The 19,842-nt window shown below is 36.6% G+C and carries 23 protein-coding genes and 1 riboswitch; of the genes, 1 reads left to right on the top strand and 22 read right to left on the bottom strand.

The genetic code is table 11. The annotated features are described in order from the left end of the window. Positions 1-44: 44 nt before the first annotated feature. From STRPS_RS07170 to STRPS_RS07120, 11 genes are all read right to left on the bottom strand, one after another. A complete protein-coding gene (locus STRPS_RS07170) occupies positions 45-596 on the bottom strand; it encodes a tRNA (mnm(5)s(2)U34)-methyltransferase (RefSeq protein ID WP_007894869.1) in 552 nt (183 codons plus the stop codon). Between the two features lie 9 nt (positions 597-605). Further along, positions 606-1,391, bottom strand: a complete 786-nt coding sequence (locus STRPS_RS07165) for an ABC transporter permease subunit (protein WP_007894861.1) — start codon at positions 1,389-1,391, stop codon at positions 606-608. Next, complete coding sequence (locus STRPS_RS07160; RefSeq protein WP_007894930.1) at positions 1,388-2,224, bottom strand: ABC transporter ATP-binding protein; 837 nt, start codon at positions 2,222-2,224, stop codon at positions 1,388-1,390. Before STRPS_RS07160 ends, STRPS_RS07165 begins: the two co-directional genes overlap by 4 nt. Positions 2,225-2,246: 22 nt before the next feature. Then, entirely contained in the window at positions 2,247-3,167 is a 921-nt protein-coding gene (locus STRPS_RS07155; RefSeq protein WP_007894903.1) for a TIGR01212 family radical SAM protein, read from the bottom strand. Between the two features lie 57 nt (positions 3,168-3,224). Continuing rightward, on the bottom strand, positions 3,225-3,875 hold the full coding sequence (locus STRPS_RS07150) for a phosphatase PAP2 family protein (RefSeq protein ID WP_007894887.1): 651 nt from the start codon (positions 3,873-3,875) through the stop codon (positions 3,225-3,227). Further along, positions 3,865-4,443: an ECF transporter S component gene (locus tag STRPS_RS07145; RefSeq protein WP_007894892.1), complete on the bottom strand. Its 579-nt coding sequence runs from the start codon at positions 4,441-4,443 to the stop codon at positions 3,865-3,867. The genes STRPS_RS07150 and STRPS_RS07145 overlap by 11 nt, the downstream gene beginning before the upstream one ends. A gap of 79 nt (positions 4,444-4,522) precedes the next feature. Then, positions 4,523-4,647, bottom strand: a riboswitch (FMN riboswitch). Between the two features lie 57 nt (positions 4,648-4,704). Then, positions 4,705-5,754 (bottom strand): aldose epimerase family protein, encoded by a 1,050-nt coding sequence (locus STRPS_RS07140; protein WP_007894922.1) that lies wholly within the window; start codon positions 5,752-5,754, stop codon positions 4,705-4,707. Positions 5,755-5,830: 76 nt separating this feature from the next. Beyond that, a complete protein-coding gene (locus STRPS_RS07135; RefSeq protein WP_007894886.1) occupies positions 5,831-8,032 on the bottom strand; it encodes an alpha-galactosidase in 2,202 nt (733 codons plus the stop codon). A 9-nt stretch (positions 8,033-8,041) separates the two neighbouring features. Further along, complete coding sequence (locus tag STRPS_RS07130; protein ID WP_007894907.1) at positions 8,042-8,872, bottom strand: carbohydrate ABC transporter permease; 831 nt, start codon at positions 8,870-8,872, stop codon at positions 8,042-8,044. Between the two features lie 12 nt (positions 8,873-8,884). Continuing rightward, on the bottom strand, positions 8,885-9,775 hold the full coding sequence (locus STRPS_RS07125) for a carbohydrate ABC transporter permease (RefSeq protein ID WP_007894948.1): 891 nt from the start codon (positions 9,773-9,775) through the stop codon (positions 8,885-8,887). Between the two features lie 63 nt (positions 9,776-9,838). Beyond that, the gene (locus STRPS_RS07120) at positions 9,839-11,107 is read right to left on the bottom strand and encodes a sugar ABC transporter substrate-binding protein (protein WP_176602253.1); all 1,269 of its coding nucleotides are present in this window, start codon (positions 11,105-11,107) and stop codon (positions 9,839-9,841) included. Between the two features lie 197 nt (positions 11,108-11,304). Between STRPS_RS07120 and STRPS_RS07115 the strand changes: the two genes are divergently transcribed. After that, positions 11,305-12,138 carry an AraC family transcriptional regulator gene (locus STRPS_RS07115; protein ID WP_007894906.1) on the top strand — a complete coding sequence of 278 codons (834 nt, stop codon included), beginning with the start codon at positions 11,305-11,307 and terminating at the stop codon, positions 12,136-12,138. A gap of 626 nt (positions 12,139-12,764) precedes the next feature. Here the strand turns inward: STRPS_RS07115 and STRPS_RS07110 are convergent. The 11 genes from STRPS_RS07110 to STRPS_RS07060 all read right to left on the bottom strand — a co-directional run bounded on the left by STRPS_RS07110 (position 12,765) and on the right by STRPS_RS07060 (position 19,640). Continuing rightward, positions 12,765-13,310 (bottom strand): tRNA (cytidine(34)-2'-O)-methyltransferase, encoded by a 546-nt coding sequence (locus tag STRPS_RS07110; RefSeq protein ID WP_037599006.1) that lies wholly within the window; start codon positions 13,308-13,310, stop codon positions 12,765-12,767. Positions 13,311-13,494: 184 nt separating this feature from the next. Then, a complete protein-coding gene (gene yidD / locus STRPS_RS07105) occupies positions 13,495-13,737 on the bottom strand; it encodes a membrane protein insertion efficiency factor YidD (RefSeq protein ID WP_007896438.1) in 243 nt (80 codons plus the stop codon). Continuing rightward, complete coding sequence (locus STRPS_RS07100) at positions 13,734-14,456, bottom strand: pseudouridine synthase (RefSeq protein WP_007894956.1); 723 nt, start codon at positions 14,454-14,456, stop codon at positions 13,734-13,736. The genes yidD and STRPS_RS07100 overlap by 4 nt, the downstream gene beginning before the upstream one ends. A 38-nt stretch (positions 14,457-14,494) precedes the next feature. Continuing rightward, positions 14,495-15,046 (bottom strand): SMC-Scp complex subunit ScpB, encoded by a 552-nt coding sequence (scpB, locus tag STRPS_RS07095; RefSeq protein ID WP_007894932.1) that lies wholly within the window; start codon positions 15,044-15,046, stop codon positions 14,495-14,497. Beyond that, positions 15,043-15,750: a segregation/condensation protein A gene (locus STRPS_RS07090; protein WP_007894855.1), complete on the bottom strand. Its 708-nt coding sequence runs from the start codon at positions 15,748-15,750 to the stop codon at positions 15,043-15,045. Before STRPS_RS07090 ends, scpB begins: the two co-directional genes overlap by 4 nt. Further along, positions 15,750-16,496 (bottom strand): site-specific tyrosine recombinase XerD, encoded by a 747-nt coding sequence (xerD, locus tag STRPS_RS07085; protein WP_007894960.1) that lies wholly within the window; start codon positions 16,494-16,496, stop codon positions 15,750-15,752. Before xerD ends, STRPS_RS07090 begins: the two co-directional genes overlap by 1 nt. Next, positions 16,489-16,956: a cyclic-di-AMP-binding protein CbpB gene (gene cbpB, locus STRPS_RS07080; protein WP_007894888.1), complete on the bottom strand. Its 468-nt coding sequence runs from the start codon at positions 16,954-16,956 to the stop codon at positions 16,489-16,491. Before cbpB ends, xerD begins: the two co-directional genes overlap by 8 nt. Beyond that, positions 16,953-17,474 carry a metallophosphoesterase gene (locus STRPS_RS07075; protein ID WP_007894863.1) on the bottom strand — a complete coding sequence of 174 codons (522 nt, stop codon included), beginning with the start codon at positions 17,472-17,474 and terminating at the stop codon, positions 16,953-16,955. Before STRPS_RS07075 ends, cbpB begins: the two co-directional genes overlap by 4 nt. Continuing rightward, complete coding sequence (locus STRPS_RS07070) at positions 17,459-18,439, bottom strand: nucleoside-triphosphate diphosphatase (RefSeq protein WP_007894959.1); 981 nt, start codon at positions 18,437-18,439, stop codon at positions 17,459-17,461. Before STRPS_RS07070 ends, STRPS_RS07075 begins: the two co-directional genes overlap by 16 nt. Then, positions 18,436-19,230, bottom strand: coding sequence for a glutamate racemase (gene racE / locus STRPS_RS07065; RefSeq protein ID WP_007894951.1), 795 nt, complete (start codon positions 19,228-19,230; stop codon positions 18,436-18,438). The genes STRPS_RS07070 and racE overlap by 4 nt, the downstream gene beginning before the upstream one ends. Before the next feature lie 170 nt (positions 19,231-19,400). Next, on the bottom strand, positions 19,401-19,640 hold the full coding sequence (locus STRPS_RS07060) for a YneF family protein (protein WP_007894859.1): 240 nt from the start codon (positions 19,638-19,640) through the stop codon (positions 19,401-19,403). Between the last annotated feature and the right edge of the window lie 202 nt (positions 19,641-19,842).

Below are 19,842 nucleotides of genomic sequence, written 5' to 3'. Positions count from 1 at the left end.
ACTTTCTATCACAAAGCATTGTTTTTTAGGCAACTTACCTACTTTTAATCATCAGCTAATTTTTCTAGCATCAGTAAAAATGGTGGGCAATTTTTCTGGTTCAAAGCTTGGTAACTCATTACGGCCACTTTTTCTTGTGGCAACTGGCTCAAATAAGCAAGGAGAGCATCTTTTTCCTTCCGTCCTCCTTCATGGCCGTAATAAACCATAATAGCAATCCTACCACCCACACGCAAAATTCTCAGTAATTTCCTAAGGGCTTCGATGGTTGTTTCTGCCCTTGTAATGACTGACTTATCAGCATTTGGTAAATAACCCAAATTAAAGATTGCTGCATCTGCATGGTCAAGGTAAGTATCAACTTTTTCATGCCCATCTTGTATCAGTTGAACATTCTCAAGCTGTGCTTTTTGCAATTTCTCTCCTGTTACCTGCAAAGCTTTTTTTTGAACGTCAAAGGCATATAAGCTTTTAACTTTTGGTGCAAAATATAAGGTGTCATTGCCATTCCCCATCGTTGCATCAACCAGAATACTATTGGCATCGAGAATGGTATCCAAGAATTGGTGAGACATATCAAGTGGTCTTTGCATCATTGTTTACTCCTAACTCGCTAAATCACGACGACTAAAGATAAAAAGCCCAATCAAGTAAGAGACTATAATCATAGTGGTCGCAATGACTAACATCACAGCATCAAGCTCTATACCAGCAAATCTATCAGTAGCATTTGCATAATAATATGGTGTTATATACTTAAGACTATCTACTTTATCAATTAAGCGGCATATAAGGTCCATAAAATAGCCAAATAAAGCGAGCCCCATTCCTAAACCAACTAGCTTTTTCTTAGCAAAAGCAGAAATCATAAAGCAAATACTTGCGATTTCTATCTGCATGATTAGTACTAAAGAATGATATTGCGCGAAAGCTCCATAATCAAAGGTCATTCCTACTTTATAAAGTGCCAAGTACTCAAGAGCAATAGCTATTATGTTGAATAATATCAGCAAAATTAAAATACTAAGAAATTTCTTCCTAAAAACCTTTTGGCGACTTATTGGTAGGCTAAAGAGAAACTCTGCTGTATGCGCTTCTTCTTCCTTAGATAGCATTGATATTCCTAACATAGCTGAAAACATAGCTGCGCCAATCGAATAAATCAAAGCAATTTCTGACGAATAGTAGCCATTCAAAGTTGCTATGGAGACTTTGTCCATTCCCAAAGCCTTTGAAACACCTCCCATATTTTGATAGAGGTAAGCGATATCTTTAACACTATCAGCAATATTCTCATAGAGTAGAATGCATAAAGCGCTACTAATACCTACAGAGAATGCCCAAATCAGAAGACTTTTTTTGTTTTCTTGCAACTCATGCTTAATAATCATCTTATTTCCTCCTCATAGTAGTGCATAAAGAGGTCCTCTAAGGAGGGTTCTTCAATTAAAATATCATCAAGTTCCATTTGACTCAATTCTCTGAGTAAATCACTGGCTTTCCCTTCAAATGTACGCGTGCTTGATTGGCCATTTTTCCACATTGTAACTAGTTTTTTCTGACCTTGCATGAGATTTTCAACTCGATCAATGGTCACCAACCTTCCTTTTTTTAGAATAGCAACACGATCACAATATGCTTTAACCTCTGATAAAACATGAGAGGATAAAAAACACGTCTTACCAGTTGCTTTCGCTTCTAACAAGAGTTGAAAGAAACGCTCTTGCATGAGGGGGTCTAACCCTGATGTTGGCTCATCTAAAATCAATAAATCGGGCTGATGCTGCATGGCACAAACAATACTGACTTTTTTACGGTTTCCTAAGGATAAATCCTTAATTTTCTTGGTTAGTGGTACTTCTAGGAGTTGACAAATCCGGTCTGCTTCTCTACTACAGTCTGTCTTAGCATGAGCTTTAGCGGCAAAGTCAATGATCTCCTTAGCAGTCATATTAGGATAAAACATGGCTTCTGAAGGCATATACCCAATATGGGCCAAGGTTTTTGATAAGTTTTGGTAACGATTGTTAAACAGACTAACCTGTCCACTACTACAAGTGATTAATCCTAATAAACATCGGATAGTAGTTGATTTTCCAGCACCATTAGCCCCAAGAAAGCCAAATATTTCTCCCTCTTCAACTGTCAAGGTCAATTGATCAAGTGCGACTTGGCAGCCATAAGATTTTGATAAGTTTTGAATAGCAATGATTGTTTTTGTCATCATAGACTCCTTTTGGCATATCCTAGATTAGTCGACAGCCCTGATAAGCATCCCTGGCTTCCATTTCTTTATCAATGGCATTTAATACCTCCCACTTATTTAAGCTCCACATGGGACCTATTAGCATCTCCCTTGGCGCATCTCCTGTAATACGATGAATGATGATCTCTTTGGGAATGATTTCCAACTGATCACAAATAATGTTAACATACTCTTTTTGGCTCAGTAATTGCAAACGTCCTTCATGGTAATCACGCTGCATGCGCGTATTTGTCATCAAATGTAAAAGATGGAGCTTAATACCTTGAATGTCATTATCTGTGACACATCTTCTCACATTTTCAATCATCATCTGGTGTGTTTCTCCGGGTAAGCCATTGATAAGATGAGCAACAACTTCAATTTTAGGGTATTTTCGAAGACGCTTTACCGTTTCCTGGTACAATTCATAGGAATGAGCACGATTAATCAGCCGTGATGTTTCCTCGTAAGTTGTCTGTAGGCCAAGTTCTACAGTGACATGCATTTTTTCTGCTAGCTCTGCCAGGTAAGCAATAACTTCATCAGGCAAACAATCTGGCCTGGTACCAATATTGATACCAATGACACCAGGTTCAAAAATAGCTTGTTCATAGCGTTCTTTAATGACTTCTAAAGAGGCATGCGTATTCGTGAAATTTTGGAAATAAACCAAATAATGACTAACCTCTGGCCACTTCCTATGCATAAAATCAATCTCTTTGTAAAATTGCTCTCTAATGGGTGCGTCTGGCGCTACGATAGCATCTCCTGAACCAGAAACAGTACAGAAGGTACAGCCTCCATGTGCTACTGTTCCATCACGATTTGGGCAATCAAAACCTGCATCAATAGGGACTTTAAATATTTTTTCACCAAATAGTTTACGATAGTAATCATTCAGTGTTTGGTAACGTTTTTTCATATTCCCATTTTAGCACAATTTAACCTAAAAAAAACAACCCTTTCGAGTTGTTAACCATTATTTCTGCTTTGATTGAAAGCGCCATTCAAAACGCTTGTCTTTATAATAAGGATATAATAGATTCAATATGCCATAACCCAGAACGAAACCACCGATAACATCTGTAGGGTAATGCACACCCAGATAGATACGAGACAAGCCAATCAACAAAATTAGTGTCGAAAATGTAAGTATTACTAGTATTTTTGTGCTTTTCTTCTGAAAGCGTCCCAGTAAAATCACCATAAGTGCTCCATAAATCATCATGGCCCCCATAGCATGTCCACTAGGAAAAGAATAACCACCTGCATATACGATATGCTCTAAACTAGGACGTGCCCGTTGATACACAAATTTAAAACCTGTGACCAATAAGCCTGCTAAAAGGCCATTCGTTAATTGAAATAAAGCCTCTGTCTTCCATTTTTTGATCAGGAAAAGTATTGTTAATAGTGCAACTACAAGGACTTGCGTTGAGACATTCCCCATATAGGTGATAGCCCTAAAGACGCTTGTTAGCTGATCTGGCAAGGAACCTCTGATAGCATTTTGAACCCTATCGTCAAATACCACAAGTGAATAGGGATAAAACTGGACAGTATATCCCAACATCACAAAAATTAAAAATGCAAATGATGACCTTAATAGATAAGTTTGTTTAGTTTTCATATGGTAAATTGATGTATCTTTCTAAAACTGGTTTACTAGCAATATAAACAAAATAAAATGAAATTGCAAATATTATTCCCTCCGCCAAATTAAATGGCAATACCATTGTAACTAAGTATTTAGCTACACCAATAAAGGCTCCTATATCAAAATTAGCAAACTTTGCATATAAGGGAATAGCATAAAAATAGTTCAGTATCAGCATCACAAGCGTTAACATAACTGTCCCAATTAAGGCAGCCCCAATAAACTGTTTGCGTGTCTTCTTCGGATTCCAAAACATTGCAAATGCCGTTACAAATAAGCCTAAGGCCAAGATATTCATAGGTAGGCCGATAAAATCATTGACACCGCTATTGTTAAGAATTAATTTCAGCAAGCTTCGTAATAATAAGACGGTATAAGCACTTTTAAGATCTAGTAGAACTAACGCTAACATAACAGGTATTATCGAAAATTCGATTTTCAAAAAATGTGCTCCCGGAATAATTGCAAAACCGACAAACATTAATAAAAAAGAAATGGTTGACAAGGTTGCAATCATTACAAGCCGATGTGTTTGTGACATAAAAAAGTTCCTCCAATTTTTTCAAATTGAAAGAAGTTCCTTCGTAATTGCCTACACTCAAAAAAGCATACACAAAAAACCCGGTCTTCTCTCATCCAGACTTTACTGTCGGTTGTGGATTTGCACCACATCAGCTTGCGCTCGCGGACTTCTATGTCACTAGTCACCGCCGGTCGGGAATTACACCCTGCCCTGAAGACACTTATAGAATAGCAAATTTATTACTACTTAGCAAGAAATTATATTTATTTTTTACTTTCCCTAAAACTTTGATTTCATTGAGGGAAAATGAAACTGATATCTAATAGAATATGCTTTTTTCTGTCCTTTTGACAGTCTGATATCCCCTAAATGCTTATGGTTAATGGCATCTGGTAAAGTCTGAGCCTCTAGTGCCAAACCTTCATGCTTAACATTCTTGCGTTGCCAGCTCCTTTCAAAACTGACGCCTTCTTCTGGATAGTTGAAACTATAGGCAACCAATCCATTCCTATCTGAAAAAAGGGAAACCTGATCCTGACTCTCTAAATCTGTTAAAATGGCAATGGGCTGAGTGATATCATCTTTAACGACAAAAGCATCATCCAGACCTGTCGTCTGTTTAAGAGGAATGTCCAAGCGAGTTGGAATGGAAAAATCATAAGGGGAATCCTTTATAGGTAGGATTTGCCCAGATGGGATCCGTTCATTATTGGTTTCTAACATTTGTTGGGAGGCAATAAACAAGGAATGGTTTTCAATGGTTTCTTGAGAACTCAAATTAAAGTAAACATGGCAAGTTGGATTAAAAAGTGTTTCTTGAGTCACTTGATCAACTACATAACTTACTGATAAGCTGTTATCTTTTGCCAAACGGTAAGTAGCGGTCACTCGCATATCTCCTGGAAAACCATCACGTTCCGCTCGAGCTTGATAGGAAAAAATAACTTCCGCATAGCTGTCACACACATTTGTATGATAGGACCAGTTTTGTTTGTGAAATCCCTGAGGACCTCCATGAATACAATTGGTATAACTATTTTGAGGAAGCTGATAAAGCCCATCCGTTAGGACAATACGGCCACTTGAAATCCTTCCCGCCACACGACCAATAGATTGCCCAGCACAGATACCATTTGCCAAATAATCACTTGGTTTTTTATGCCCTAAAACAATATTCTTATAACTGCCATCTGTTTGAGGAACTAGGTAGGCTTGCCATGTAGCCCCCAAGGTTAAAAAATGTGCTCTGATGCCATTTTCATTTATTAACTGAATTTGAAAGACTTCCATCTCGTCAACTATTTCAATAAGAGAAGTTTTAAGTTCCATATCAAATCCTCCTTTGATTAAATTCTTTAAAAAGATAAGAAAAGTAAACCTTTTACTTAGCTTACCTTTCTTTTCATTATTGTTTTTCAATTGAAATGAGCAATGATGTAAAGTCCCTTAGGCCTTCCACAAAAGCTTCCTTATCAATAACCAGTCCAGCATTCATTAAGGTTGCACCAGAATAGTTTTTACTATGATTAATTTTATAAATAGCTTCTGGCTGAAGATTCTGTAACATCAAACGCTGTCTGCCTTCATTTGAGGTCACCATCGTGCGATAAAAAGCTACAAACCCTTGATTGCCATCTTCAGACATAACCTGCCATGCTGTCACTTTACTTTCAAAAGGACTTATTAAACGTGTAAATTCCCCCCTTTGAAAAACATGACGATAGTTTTTATAGAATGCTATCTGATTGGTAATTGCTTTCTTTTCATCGTTACTTAATGTGGACAAATCAAGTTCATAGCCAAAACTACCAAAATAAGCAACATTTGCCCGCGTTGATAGAGGTGTTATTCGTTGAACTTGCTGATTTGGTACTTCTGACACGTGACATCCCATACTTGAAAGAGGATAAACCATTGATGTCCCATATTGAATTTTAAGTCGTTCTATAGCATCTGAATTATCACTTGTCCAAGTTTGCGGAGCATAATAAAGCATCGCAGGATCAAAACGCCCGCCTCCGCTTGAGCAAGATTCAAATAAGACATTTGGGAATTCACTAGTTAAGGCATCATATAGCCGATAAAGATTTAAAATATAACGATGAGATAGCTCTCCCTGCTGTTGAGAAGAATGTAGAGGACTGAAAACTTCACTCATATAACGATTCATGTCCCACTTTATATAATCAATCTCATGATTAGCTAACAAGTGATGCAGTTGCTGATAAATATTCTGATAGACTGCTTCATTAGCAAGATTGAGCGTATATTGAAATCTCCCATGCGATGTATTACGCTCTGGGTGATGGAAAATCCAGTCAGGGTGTTCCCTATATAAATCACTGTCTTTATTAACCATTTCAGGTTCTATCCACAAACCAAAGGACATGCCCATTTCATGGATAGATTCTATCAGACCAGTAAGCCCATGTGGCAGCTTTTCGTGATTAACAGTCCAATCACCCAATCCAGAACGGTCGCTATTTCTCTTTCCAAACCATCCATCATCCATCACAAAAAGTTCTATCCCTACAGAGGCAGCTTCTTTAGCTAAAGTTAGAATTCGTTTTTCATCAAAGTCAAAAGTCATTGCCTCCCAGTTATTAAGCAGAACAGGTCTCAGTCTATCACGCCACTTTCCTCTTACCAGTCTTTGCCGAAATAGACTGTGAAAAGTCTGACTCATTCCATTTAATCCACAATCACTATAAACCATGACAACTTCTGGTGTCATAAAGGAATCCCCTTTTGATAAAAGCCATTCAAAATTTTCTGGATGAATGCCGAAATTAATGCGTGCTTCATCATAAGGGCTTACATCAATCTGTCCAATAAAATTACCACTATATACTAACGAAAACCCAAATACTTCCCCAAAGTTTTCATTAGCAGATCCTCTCAATAAAGCTAGAAAAGGATTATGCTCTGCACTGCTAGCTCCTTTTAGACTATAAATTGAATGACAGCCTTGCTTTAAAGGAAGGACATTAACATGCCTTTCGCGCCCCCAAGCGCCATCTAGGTGCAAACACTTAAAATCCGAATCTAATAAGTCCAAACTCATAGATAGAGCCTTTTCAAGTACAATGACTTCATCGCCAAGTTGTTCAAAGCGAGCATGGCGTGTTATCACTGGCCGATTTTCATAGATTGTATAAGTCAATTCTAAGAGCGTCTGAGAGTAATCGTCTCGTAACTGAATTGTCAGAGTTTCTGCTTCCTCATCACTATCAACATAGGTCGAGGGCAGTCCCTCTAAAGTGGGCTTACCTTTTTGAATTTTGAAATCATAAAACTTAAAATCTGATAAGCGGCTGCCATCTTTTGTTTTTATCATAAAGGCAGCATCTGCATAATCTCCTGTTCCAAAAGAAGGGTATTCTTGACGAGTGTGCTGTAATGAAAACGTTGAGTTTTCTTCTGAGACAAAAGAAGTCAATGAACGGTATTCACCTTCTATAAATTGTAAGTAGGATTCATCAGGATTAATTCGTTTACCATAATAGAGATGGCCCAGTTGGCCATTTGATAAGACACAAAAAATATAACTGACTTCTTGATTATAGAGATGAAACTCTTTGGTTTTAGGCTTAAATTTAATTGACATATTTTACTCCTATAATTTTCCTCCAGAGGAAGCAACACCCTGAATAAATTGTTTTTGAAAAATAAGATAAATAATAACCATTGGCCAAATTGCCAAAACACTCGCAGCCATTAATTGTGGATAATTAGTTGCATATGCCCCTTGGATTTTGGATAAGGCACTGGATAAGGTTGCTGATTCTGCTTCTGAATTGATAATTAACGGCCATAACAAATCTTTAAATGCAAATAAAGCTGTAAAGATGGCTAAAGCTATTAAACCGGATTTAGCAAGTGGTAGCATAATCTTGAAAAATGTCTGTCCGATATTGCAACCGTCTAGTTCTGCAGCTTCTTCTAATTCTTTTGGGAGACTGACAAAAAATTGTCTTAATAAGAATGTGCCAAAAGCTGATACTAAGCCTGGAAACACGAGAGCAAAGATAGTATTTCGCATACCTAAACTATTAATCATAAGATATTGCGGAATAACAAATAGTTGTGGCGGAACCATCATTTGGAAAAGTACTAGGCCAAATAAGACATTTCTACCAGGAAAGCGTAAGCGAGCAAAAGCATAGGCAGCCATTGCACTAAATAAAACTGAACTAATAATTCGCCATAACATCATTAAAATGGTATTGAGGTATAAAATAAGAAAATTATTTTGTCGAATCACTTCTGAATAATTGCTAAACTGCCAAATATGCGGAAAAATTTTGAATGGATTCATTTGAGTAGATTCCGATACTGTTTTAAAGGAAGTTAAAATCATCCAGATAAATGGTACTACCATTCCTAAAGCAATAAAAATAAGAAAGAGATGTAGCCCGAGTTTTGAAAAATATTTTTTTGACGTCATGTCCGTTCCTTTCTAGTGATAGTGAACCCATTTTTTTTGGACCTTCATCTGGATCCCAGTAATAACCATAATGATGATGAGTAGGAGCATCACAATCGTCGCACCATAGCCTCTGTCAGCATATTTAAAGGACTGATTATAAAAAAGATAAACTAAAGAAACCGTGTTTTGATATGCTGGACTAGTTACACTTTGAACCATATAAATAGAATCAAAAACCTGCATCGATGAAATGATATTGGTTACAATGACAAAAAATAATGTAGGCGAAACTAGAGGTAATGTGATATGGAAGAACTGCTTTATCGGACTTGCACCGTCTATGACTGCAACTTCATAATAATCCCTTGGAATCTCTTGGAGCCCAGCTAAAATCAATATCATGCCGTAGCCTACTGAACTCCAGATACCAATAATAGCAATTGAGTACATCGCTATTTTAGGATCCTTCAACCAATCAATAGCACCAATTCCTACTTTAGACAGCATAAAGTTGATTAAGCCAAAATCCTCATTATAAAGCCATTTCCAAACCATGGTAACTGCTGCGGGAGCTGCAACCATCGGTAAAAAATAAATCGTTCTATAGAGATGTTTACCTTTGATATTCGCATTCAAAATACTTGCTAATATGAGAGCTAGAATAACCATAATAGGAACGACCAATAATGTATATAGAATTGTATTCCAGGTTGCCTGCCAGACTTGTTGATCTGCTAGTAGTCGTTTATAATTTGCTAGTCCAATAAATATGTCTCCTCTCCCAAAATCCCCACTTTTAAAAAAACTCATCTTTAGGGTCTGTAGGATAGGGATAATATTCAGGATAAGTAAACCAATTATAGTCGGGGCTACAAATAGCAAGCCCCAAAATGTTTGTTTTCGTTTTTTGTTATTTTTCATTGCCTCATCTCCTATCAAAAACTGGAGAAGATTTTTCAATTTTCTCCAGTTTTAAATAAATGGCTATTTTTCTGACTCTAATTCTTCATTCATCATTTTAGCTGTTTTCTGGGCTGCTTTTTCAACAGATTCTTTCCCAAGATAAGCTGGTTTCAGGGTTTCATATGCTTTGTCTTCCCACTTGGTCGTTGCATTTGAGTAGGGACGAATTTGGGCATAGTCCAGCATGTCAATAAAATGTTTTATTTTAAAATGCTTATTGGAATCTACCCAAGTATCTGATGTCCCTTTATAAGCAGAGATAGCAACACCAAGTTTGGCTTGCATAACTTGTCCTTCTTTTGAACTTAAGTATTCTACCCATTTCCATGATTCTTTAGGATGTTTCGTATTAGCTGAAATTGCGTTTCCTAAACCATTAAATATACTTGCTCGCTTTTCGCCTTTCGGTAGAACAGCAACATCAACGTTTGCCTTAATGTAATCATTTTGACTAAAGGAACTTAAGTTCCATGAGCCAAAGTAACCCATCGCGACTTGCCCATTCTCAAGGGCCTCCACGCTGGCCTTATCATCAGTAACCTTAGGTGATAGGCCTTCATCTACAAAGCTATTATAGAACTTGAGAGCTTCCACAGTTTTAGGGTCATCATATCCTGATTTTTTATCTTTAGTGATGATTGTTCCACCATTTTGATAAACAAAATTATAATATCCTGATTGATTCTGTAAAGGGGCAAGGAAACCATATTGATGTTTGTCTGCATTTGTCAGACGCTTAGCATTATCTTTCAATGTCTGCCAATTCCAAGTTTCATCCGGATATTTAATACCAGCTTCATCAAACATTTTTTTATTGTACCAAAGCCCTATTGTGTCAAAATCTTTAGGAATGGCGTATTGATGACCCTTAATAGCATAAATAGAAGTTAAGTCTTTAGGAAAATGACTCAATGATACTATCTTGCTAGACTTAATATAATCATCAAGATTTAGCAACATTTGGTTAGCACCATAACGGTAGATTTCATTTGAATGCATCCAGAAAGTATCTGGTAATGATCCTCCAGTTGCACCAGCCTCCAGCATCGTCCAGTAAGTATCCCAAGAAACAACTTGGATATCAACTTTAATTTTTGGATTCTTTTCTTCAAATTTATCAGCTATCTTACGAATTCCAGGTTCTTGGCCTGAATCCCAAATGGCATATGAAATGGTCGTTTGCCCACCTTTTGTTGTGGAACTCTCTGTTTGTTTTTTATCCTTACCTGAACAAGCAGTTAAAGATAAGACAAAACTAAAGAGCAAAATACCTAAGCCTAACTTTCTCATTTTCATTTTCGTCTTCCTCCTGAAAATCGAATATATTTAAATTATCTTCATTATAGAATGTAACCGCTTCCTTTTGAATCTCTTGTTTTGACTTCCTTTATATTAAGTTGCGTTTTTTTTAGATTTCTTCAAATAAAATGTCACAAATACAAATATTTTTGGTAAAATGAGGTTACTATTCACGAAAGAGGATACATATGTCAACTCCAAAATTTTTCTTATTCAATAACACATCATATATGGATTTTTACCCCATACAGTTTGGATACGAAGACTGTGATCCCTTTCATTCCTTTGGCCCATCTGTCAGGAAACATTATATTTTTCATTACATTACTGAAGGGAAGGGAACATTATATATTAGCGAAGCCAATAAACAGTATGTTCTTAAAGCAGGACAAGGCTTTTTAATTCCACCTCACCTTATTTCAAGTTATGAAGCAGATGCCGATAACCCTTGGTCATATATGTGGATTGAGTTTAGCGGTATTAAAGCTTATCATTATATCCAACAAGCAGGACTTGATAAGGGACATTACGTTTTTGAGCAGGCAAAATCTCCAAAAGAAAGTTTAGTATACACTTATTTAAAAGAGTTAATTGATGGTCATGATAAACGATCTTCATACATCATTGCTAAATCATATCTATTTATTGATGCATTAATTGAAGAATCTCATTCACAAACTGTTACATCTCATGATGATATTAAAGAATTCTATATCAGAGAAGCTCTGAATTTTATAGAACGCAATTACGAAAATAATATTTCAGTTGAAGGTATTGCCAATCACTGTAATCTTAACAGACATTATTTCAGTAGGCTTTTCAAAGAAAAGATGAATATTTCACCCCAAACCTTTTTAATTTCATATCGTCTAAGCAAGTCCTGCGAGCTATTAAGACATACAAACATGTCTTTACAAGAAATTGCTGAAGCAGTCGGGTATTCCAATCAGTTCAATTTTTCAACAGCTTTCAAACGTCATTATCAGTTATCTCCACTCCATTGGCGAAAGCATCATAGGTAATATCTCCTCTTCTCTTAGCTATAAATTCCTCCTATTTTTTACCAGCAGTATAGCTATTGAAATCAGCATTCTTAGTATATTTTCTAAGAATGCTTATTTTTGCTTACAAAAGTTATACAGAATAAACTGTGTCCTACAAATCCTAACGCTAATCTATACAGTTAATAAGTTTCTAACTGACAATTATTAGTTCTGAAAGTATCGTCTATACCTTCTTTAGTTCTTTTCAGGACCAGAAAATCAAAAAACAAGGCAGGTCGCTCACAACCTCCTTGTCTCTAAATATACGTGTATACATGCTTGTCTATTCGAAAAATTAACGTCACAGCTTTCAACCATTCTGCAACATGCTAAGCAGTCATCTTTCTCAAGGAAGCTCACCTACCTTGAAACAGAATCGAGAAAAGTCTTGTAAACAAATGTAAGAGCAACTAACTCATTATAAGTAATATTCTTCTCAAGAAAACAAAAAAAATATGACGAATAAGAACTCGAATAATAGATAAAAAAACTATTTCATTTTTTGATGCAGCTAGTAACCGGTAGTTTACAATTCTAAAATAGGGTTAGATATATAAGTCTAAAAGAAAATAAAATAGAAAAGCCGACTTATGACATCTTGCCTCTTATTTTAATTTATCATGTTCATAAATATGGTCTAATTCTAGTCCCTCAAATGCTTGTTGCCTGAGAGCTTCGTAAACAACCATGCAAACCGTATTCGAAAGGTTTAAACTCCTAACATGTTGGTCATTCATTGGTATGCGTAGCGCTTTTTCAGGATATTTTCTCATAAATGCTTCAGGCAACCCCTTGTCTTCACGACCAAACAAAAAATAATGTCTTTGACCATCATCAAAATGTTCATCAGAATAGACCTTACTCGCAAATTTACTAATCAGATGCAATTGACCGTTACACTTATCTAAAAAATCTTCGAGATTATCATAGAAACGAACATCCAATTTTTCCCAATAATCAAGTCCTGCACGTCTCATCTTACGATCATCAATAGGGAAACCCATAGGTTTAATAATATGTAAGGGTGCGTTTGTCGCAGCACACGTTCTAGCAATATTCCCAGTATTTTGAGGAATTTGGGGTTCAAAAAGCACGATATGATTCTTAGAATCTACTTCCCGGTATTGGCTATGTTCAATATCAACTATCATCATCTTCCCTCTTTTACTCATCAAAAAACCACACTGCCCGGAGTTAAACTCAGCAGACAATGTGGTTGGTGGTGATTCATTAACTTAAATCATAACAGGTTTGATTTAAACCAACGAATGCTTACTCCCTATTATAGCACTTTAACAAACCTTGTCAATGCTTTTATTTGAAAAACAAGTGTTTTTAATGCTTGCGATTGCGTTTTAGACTAAAATAGTCAGGAACAGGGTCATCTCCACCTTCCACAAAGGGATGGCATCGACAAATACGGGCCAATCCCATCAATACCCCCTTTATACCATGTTTTTCAATAGCCTGAATCATATAAGTGGAACATGTTGGTCTATAGCGACATGATGGTGGAAAAAGAGGTGAGATAAGCCCTTGATACAAGCGAACCAAATAAATCAGAAAAGCTTTGATCATTTATTCGTTACCGCTGCATTGTGTAGTTGGCTAACTTCTTTTTTATTAAGCCGTCTGGCTTCTCCAGGACGTAAACCAGTTAAATCAAGTGTTCCAAAACGAGTTCGTGATAACTTATCTACTAAAAGTCCAACTGACTCAAACATTTTTTTAACTTGGTGATGACGTCCCTCGTGAATAGTCAATTCAACAATAGAGCGATTCTTATCAGCTTCTACTCGGATAATATTGTAGCGTGCAGGCTTTGTTTTCTTGCCATCAATGACCACACCACGTGTCAAAGGGCGGAGATTTTCCTTAGTAGCAATACCTTTGACCCGGGCCAAATAAACTTTATCAATTTCATTACGAGGGTGGATCATTTTATCTGTAAAATCACCGTCATTTGTCAAAATTAAAAGACCAGAAGTATCCCAATCCAGACGTCCAACGGGGTAAATGCGCTCCTTGACTTGCGGTAATAAATCAATAACCGTTTTTCGTCCCTTATCATCGGAGACACTTGAGATGACACCACGTGGTTTATTAAGCAAATAATAGACTTTCTCTTCATTATAGATAGGACTACCTTCTACTTCAACCACATCACTTGACTTAACAAGCGTTGCCAAATCAGTAATAACCTGACCATTTAAAGTTACCAACCCTTGCTTAATCAACTCTTCTGCTTTTCTGCGACTGGCAACACCAGCATGGGCAATATATTTATTTATTCTCATTTTTTCTCTTTTCTTTTGAAAATTCCACAGGGTTACAGCTAATCATTATTTTGAAAGAGAGCAACTTCTTGATTTTCAATTTCTAAACTAGACACGTCTATTAAATCATCCAAATGGTTAATACCCATATAATCCAAGAAATAATCAGTTGTGGCATACAAATTTGGTCGTCCAATTACTTCCTTTTTACCAGCCTCTTTCACCAACTCAAAGGCCAGCAACTTACTCAAGGCACCACTTGAATTGACACCTCTAATATCATCAATTTCTAAACGTGTTATGGGCTGCTTATAAGCAATAATAGATAAAACTTCTAGACTTGCTCGTGATAAACTCTGATTAATCGGTGCTTTCGCAAAACTTCTTAATAATTCAGCATAGGCATCCTTAGTAACCAATTTGTAGGTTTGGGCTGTTTCCATTAAACAAAGAGCTGAGTCTGCATCCTCTTCATATTTTTCAGCTAATTTTTCCATTTGTTGTTGCAGTGCTGTAGGTGATAGGTCAATTAAGTTTGCTAACTGCCGCAAACTCAAACCCTCTTCTCCGGAAACAAAGAGCAATGCTTCAATTTGTGATAAATGAGTCATGACACGTCCTTTATTAAAATGATATCTGCAAAATTATCTGCTTGCTGAACCTTAGCTACTTGAACCTTGATTAATTCTAACGTCGCTAAAAATAAGGTAATAACCTCATTGAGACTGGTACATTCTTTAAAGACATCCGTGAGAAGAAGCTGTCTTTGCTGATTTAATTTGCTTTCCAAATGCTCCATCATATCTTCAATAAGGAAGTCTTCACGTTCAATAATTGTATGATTCTGTTTGAATTCTTCTTGTTTGACAGCCATTATTTTTGAAAAGGCCAAAAAGAGATCTGTTATGGTTTTATCTTCTCGTAAGACAGTGTCTTCAAAAATCAATTCTTGCTTAGGTTTCGAATAATACAGGGCTCTGTGATTATGCTGCTCTCCCAAAACTTGGCTCAACTCTTTAAAGCGACTATACTCCTCAATTTTGCTCAACAGTGCTAATTCTGGATTATTATCTTCTGGCTCAGCTTCGACAATTTTAGGCAAAAGGCGACGGCTTTTAATCAACATAAGCTGACTAGCCATCAACATGTACTCTCCTGCTAATTCTAACTTCATAGCTTGAAGCGTCTCAATGTAACTTAAATATTGTTCAATGACTTCTACAATAGGAACCTCGTAAATATCAACTTGATATTTGGAGACTAAGTGAAGCAGTAAGTCTAAGGGACCCTCAAAATCTTTTAATTTTATATCCATTACATCTTGTAGTACTTTTCTAGTGTGATAGGACTTTTCAGTCCTAGGAGTTGACTCAGTTCCAACAGCGACTTCCCATTTGCTTTTTCTTTAAGTATATAGTGATGACGTAGGTCTTGAGCATTTAAATGTGAATAACCAATAGTAGTTAGGAAGGCCTTTAACTGTGTAAAAAACCATTGGCGCGAAAAAGCTTGACCATTATGGTCAAAGAGAAAAATAGCATCGCTAGCAAGCATAGGTTCTAAAAAAGGCAATAGTACTTTTGGCAGTTGTAGCACACGAACATTCCCTTGATGGTAAATCCGTAAACTCTGAAAAGTTAAAGAACAATCTACTACTTTTATCATGGCAATTTCACTTGGTAAAAGGCCTAGTTCCAAAATCAACAAGGCAATGGTCTGACCAATCCTTTCTGTTGACGCCTGATAGAAAAGCTCCCTATCCAAATTTGGTTTCTCAATCTGCCCTGTATCATGCTGGCTAATCTTTTCATCAATACGAAGGTAGACATTACAATTTCCAGTTTGATAAAGGAAGAGGAGAAACTGATTGACTGTCGAAAATTTTCGACGTTTAGCCGACTTACTCAAGTGAGCAATTTGCTGCTGATACAAGGTTAGCCGTTCTTGATTTAGTTTTTCTGAAATCATATTAACAAATTGCAATAAATCATAGCGATAGGCTAATTTAGTATTGTCAGATAAGTCTTTTTGCTCTAGGAATGCTTCTACAAGGTTAATCATCTTTTTTTACAATCCTAAAATCATCTGTAAAGTCATGCAATAAGCTATTCAAAGCTTTAAGAATCGACTTACGCGTAATAATTCCCACAAAAATATCTTGATCGTTAACGACTGGTAAAAATGGGTAATCTACTAATTTGTGCATAATCAGGGTCAAACTAGCTGTATTGCGGATTGCTTCAATCTTAGTATTGACCATTTCTCCAATATCAGTCTGGTTTAACTCCCAATCTGTTAGCTGTTTCTTAACTTGGTAGCTTAGAATATCTGAAATACTAATAGTTCCCTTAAAATGGCGATCTTTTGTCAAAACAGGAACTCTTGAAAAACCATTATTAACTAATAATAGCATGACATGATCAGAATTATGACTATCAATGAAAATGGCTAAATCATCTGCTGGTATTAGATAACTATCTAAATGTTGTAAAATAAAATCTTCAAATTCTTTTGCGATCATCGTTTAAATTCCTTAGACAGTAACGGGTAAAGCTCATGATCTCGAGTCAAATAATCAACTTTAATAGTATCATCAGTTAATTCGATACGAGCATACAATTTTTGGTCAACCTCCCCACGAGGTTGTGACACGGATCCTGGATTAACAAAGAGGGTTTTTCCAAGTTTCCAAGCTGCTGGACGATGCAGGTGTCCATATAGACAGAGATCTGCATCAACTTCTTGAGCAAAATAATCAAGCTTATCCCAAGTAAAATTGATATGATACAGGTGTCCATGTGTCTGAGCAATGGTAAAGTGATCTAGCTTTGTCACTAAACGATCTGGATAGCCAGGGTCATTATCACAATTTCCACCGACCACATAAATCCCATCCCAAATAGAATCTGAGCTTCTCAATTCAGAATCTCCATTATGAAAAATGGCATCCACTTGACCAAGGTATTTGTCTTTAATAGCTTGAACTATATCTCGATCTCCATGGGAATCACTCATTACTATAATTATTTTGTTTGCCACGATGGAAAGACCTCCATTAATTTTCGAACAGCTTGACCTCTATGCGATAATTGATTTTTTTCTTCAGCATCAAGTTCAGCTGCATGACGGCTAGTCTCTCCTACAATAAAGATAGGATCGTAGCCAAAACCATGGTCCCCTTTCGGTTGAAAGGCAATATAACCTGGCCAATCCGCCTCAACAACAAGACTTTCTTTATCCGGCGCAGCTACTACTAAGGTCGAATGAAATTGTGCTGAACGGTCTTTTTGATCAAAAACCATGGCTAATTCATGCAATAACTTAGCATTATTGCGGTCATCGGTAGCATCAGGGCCAGAAAAACGAGCTGACCAAACGCCTGGAAGTCCTCCCAAAGCATCTACTTTCAAACCTGAATCATCTGCCAAGACCATTTTTCCTGTTATACGTGAAATGGTTTCTGCTTTCAAGCGAGCATTTTCTTCAAAGGTTACACCAGTTTCTGCAACCTCTGGCAAATCAGGATAATCATTAAGATTTTCTACACGATAGCCAAGATCAGCAAACAAGTGACGGAATTCTTTAGTTTTTCCTTCATTTCGTGTTGCAATCAAGATTGTTTCTCCAATTCCCTCTCTATTATCAGGGAAAAAGGCAGCCATTGACACACCACCATCTGGGAGATAGACAGCAAGTAACTTTTCCTCTTCTCTTAATAAGACAGCTCCCGCATGGTGCTCCACCTTGATGTCGCGCTCAGTTTCTTGATTTATCATATCAACAATAAAAGAAAGGAGTAAAAAGGGTGACTGGTAGCGAAGCACTGAAACATCATAACCTTTAGGTTTTTCCCAATCTAGTTCAGCAGAAATACCATCAAAAAGGTCATCTATCTTTTTGATGATTGCCTGGTCTACTCCCCAACCAGAGACCATATTATGACCAGTCATTTTTCCGATAAACCAATTATCCTCATCTTTATATTCGTAAATTTTTTCACTCATAAGGTCACATGCTCCACATTTATTTTTTGTTTTAACCATACTGAGGCAATCTCTTGAAAGATTTCAGGACTTGCTGTTGTGTAAAAATAGTGTCTCACTTTTTCTTGATAACGACTACTGTTAATCTCAAAGTAGTTTAAGAGAACAGAGATATCTCGCACACACTCTGCTCCACTATCAATCAATTTGACGGAAGGTCCCATAACATTTTGAATAATAGGACGAAGCAAAGGATAATGAGTACAGCCTAAAACCAAAGTATCTACCTTTCCAACCAAAGGCGCTAACGTTTCATAGACAACTTTTTTAGCCACACTAGACTGTATTTCATTGGACTCGACAATGGGTACAAATTTAGGACAGGCTAAGCTGATTACCTCCACAGCTGGCGCTAGTAATTGAATTTTTTGGCGATAAATATCTGATGTTACGGTCATCGGCGTACCAATCACACCAACATGTCCTTTGGTTGTCGACTTAATTGCTGCACTTGAACCGGGTAAAATAACGCCTAAAACAGGGATATCTAATGCTTCTTTGACTTCTTCCCATGCAACAGCTGTCGCTGTATTACAAGCAAAAACAATCATCTTAACATTTTTCGTCACTAAAAAATTAACAAGTTCCCAAGTATATTCTCTAATTTGTTCTGCTGGCCTTGGGCCATATGGTGCTCTTGCAGAGTCACCGACATATACGATGTTCTCATAGGGGAGTTGCCGCATTAACTCTCGAACAACTGTTAAGCCTCCCACTCCAGAATCTAGAAAACCAATCGGTCTATTATCCATTTAAACTACTTCCTAATTGACATGAAAAAAACTCAGCTGCCTAGCCAACTGAGTTTTTTTCAACTCTGAACAGTTGACATAGCCTCTCGAAAATATAAATTAAGAAGTTTTTCATATCAATGACTGTTCACATCACCATGACGAATTGATCTAGTTATTCTTTATGGTGATTATTTCCCTTTAGCTGTAGCAGCCTTAGATTGTTTCACAATATTACGGTAGGTTTGTTGAATTTTAGCTTCACTTGGTTTTTGACCCATCTGGCTCATCATTTCCCGAATAGCTTCTGGGGTCAAACGGGGATGTTCTCCTAGTTCTTTTTCAATTTGCTTACGGGCAATAAACATTCCACCAAATAAACCAGCTGTAAGAGCAAGAATGATTAATAAAATCCAAATTGTTGTAGACATTTTCTTTGATTTCTCCTAGTTCTTTATTCCACTCATTATATCAAAACTTTATCTTATTTACAAATGTCAAAGATAGAAGACCTCTCTTTTTCAAAGAAAAAATTAAACTCTCTGATACTAATCGAATAAGTGGTCCAATGCCGTAACTTTCTTAAAGTTATCTACTACTACCAGTGTTGTCATACTCAAAAAAAGTCAATTA

Origin of the sequence: Streptococcus pseudoporcinus LQ 940-04, from assembly GCF_000188035.1 — a bacterium.
Lineage (GTDB): Bacteria > Bacillota > Bacilli > Lactobacillales > Streptococcaceae > Streptococcus > Streptococcus pseudoporcinus.
Note: the sequence above shows the minus strand (reverse complement) of the source record. Positions and strands in the feature narration are given on the sequence as shown.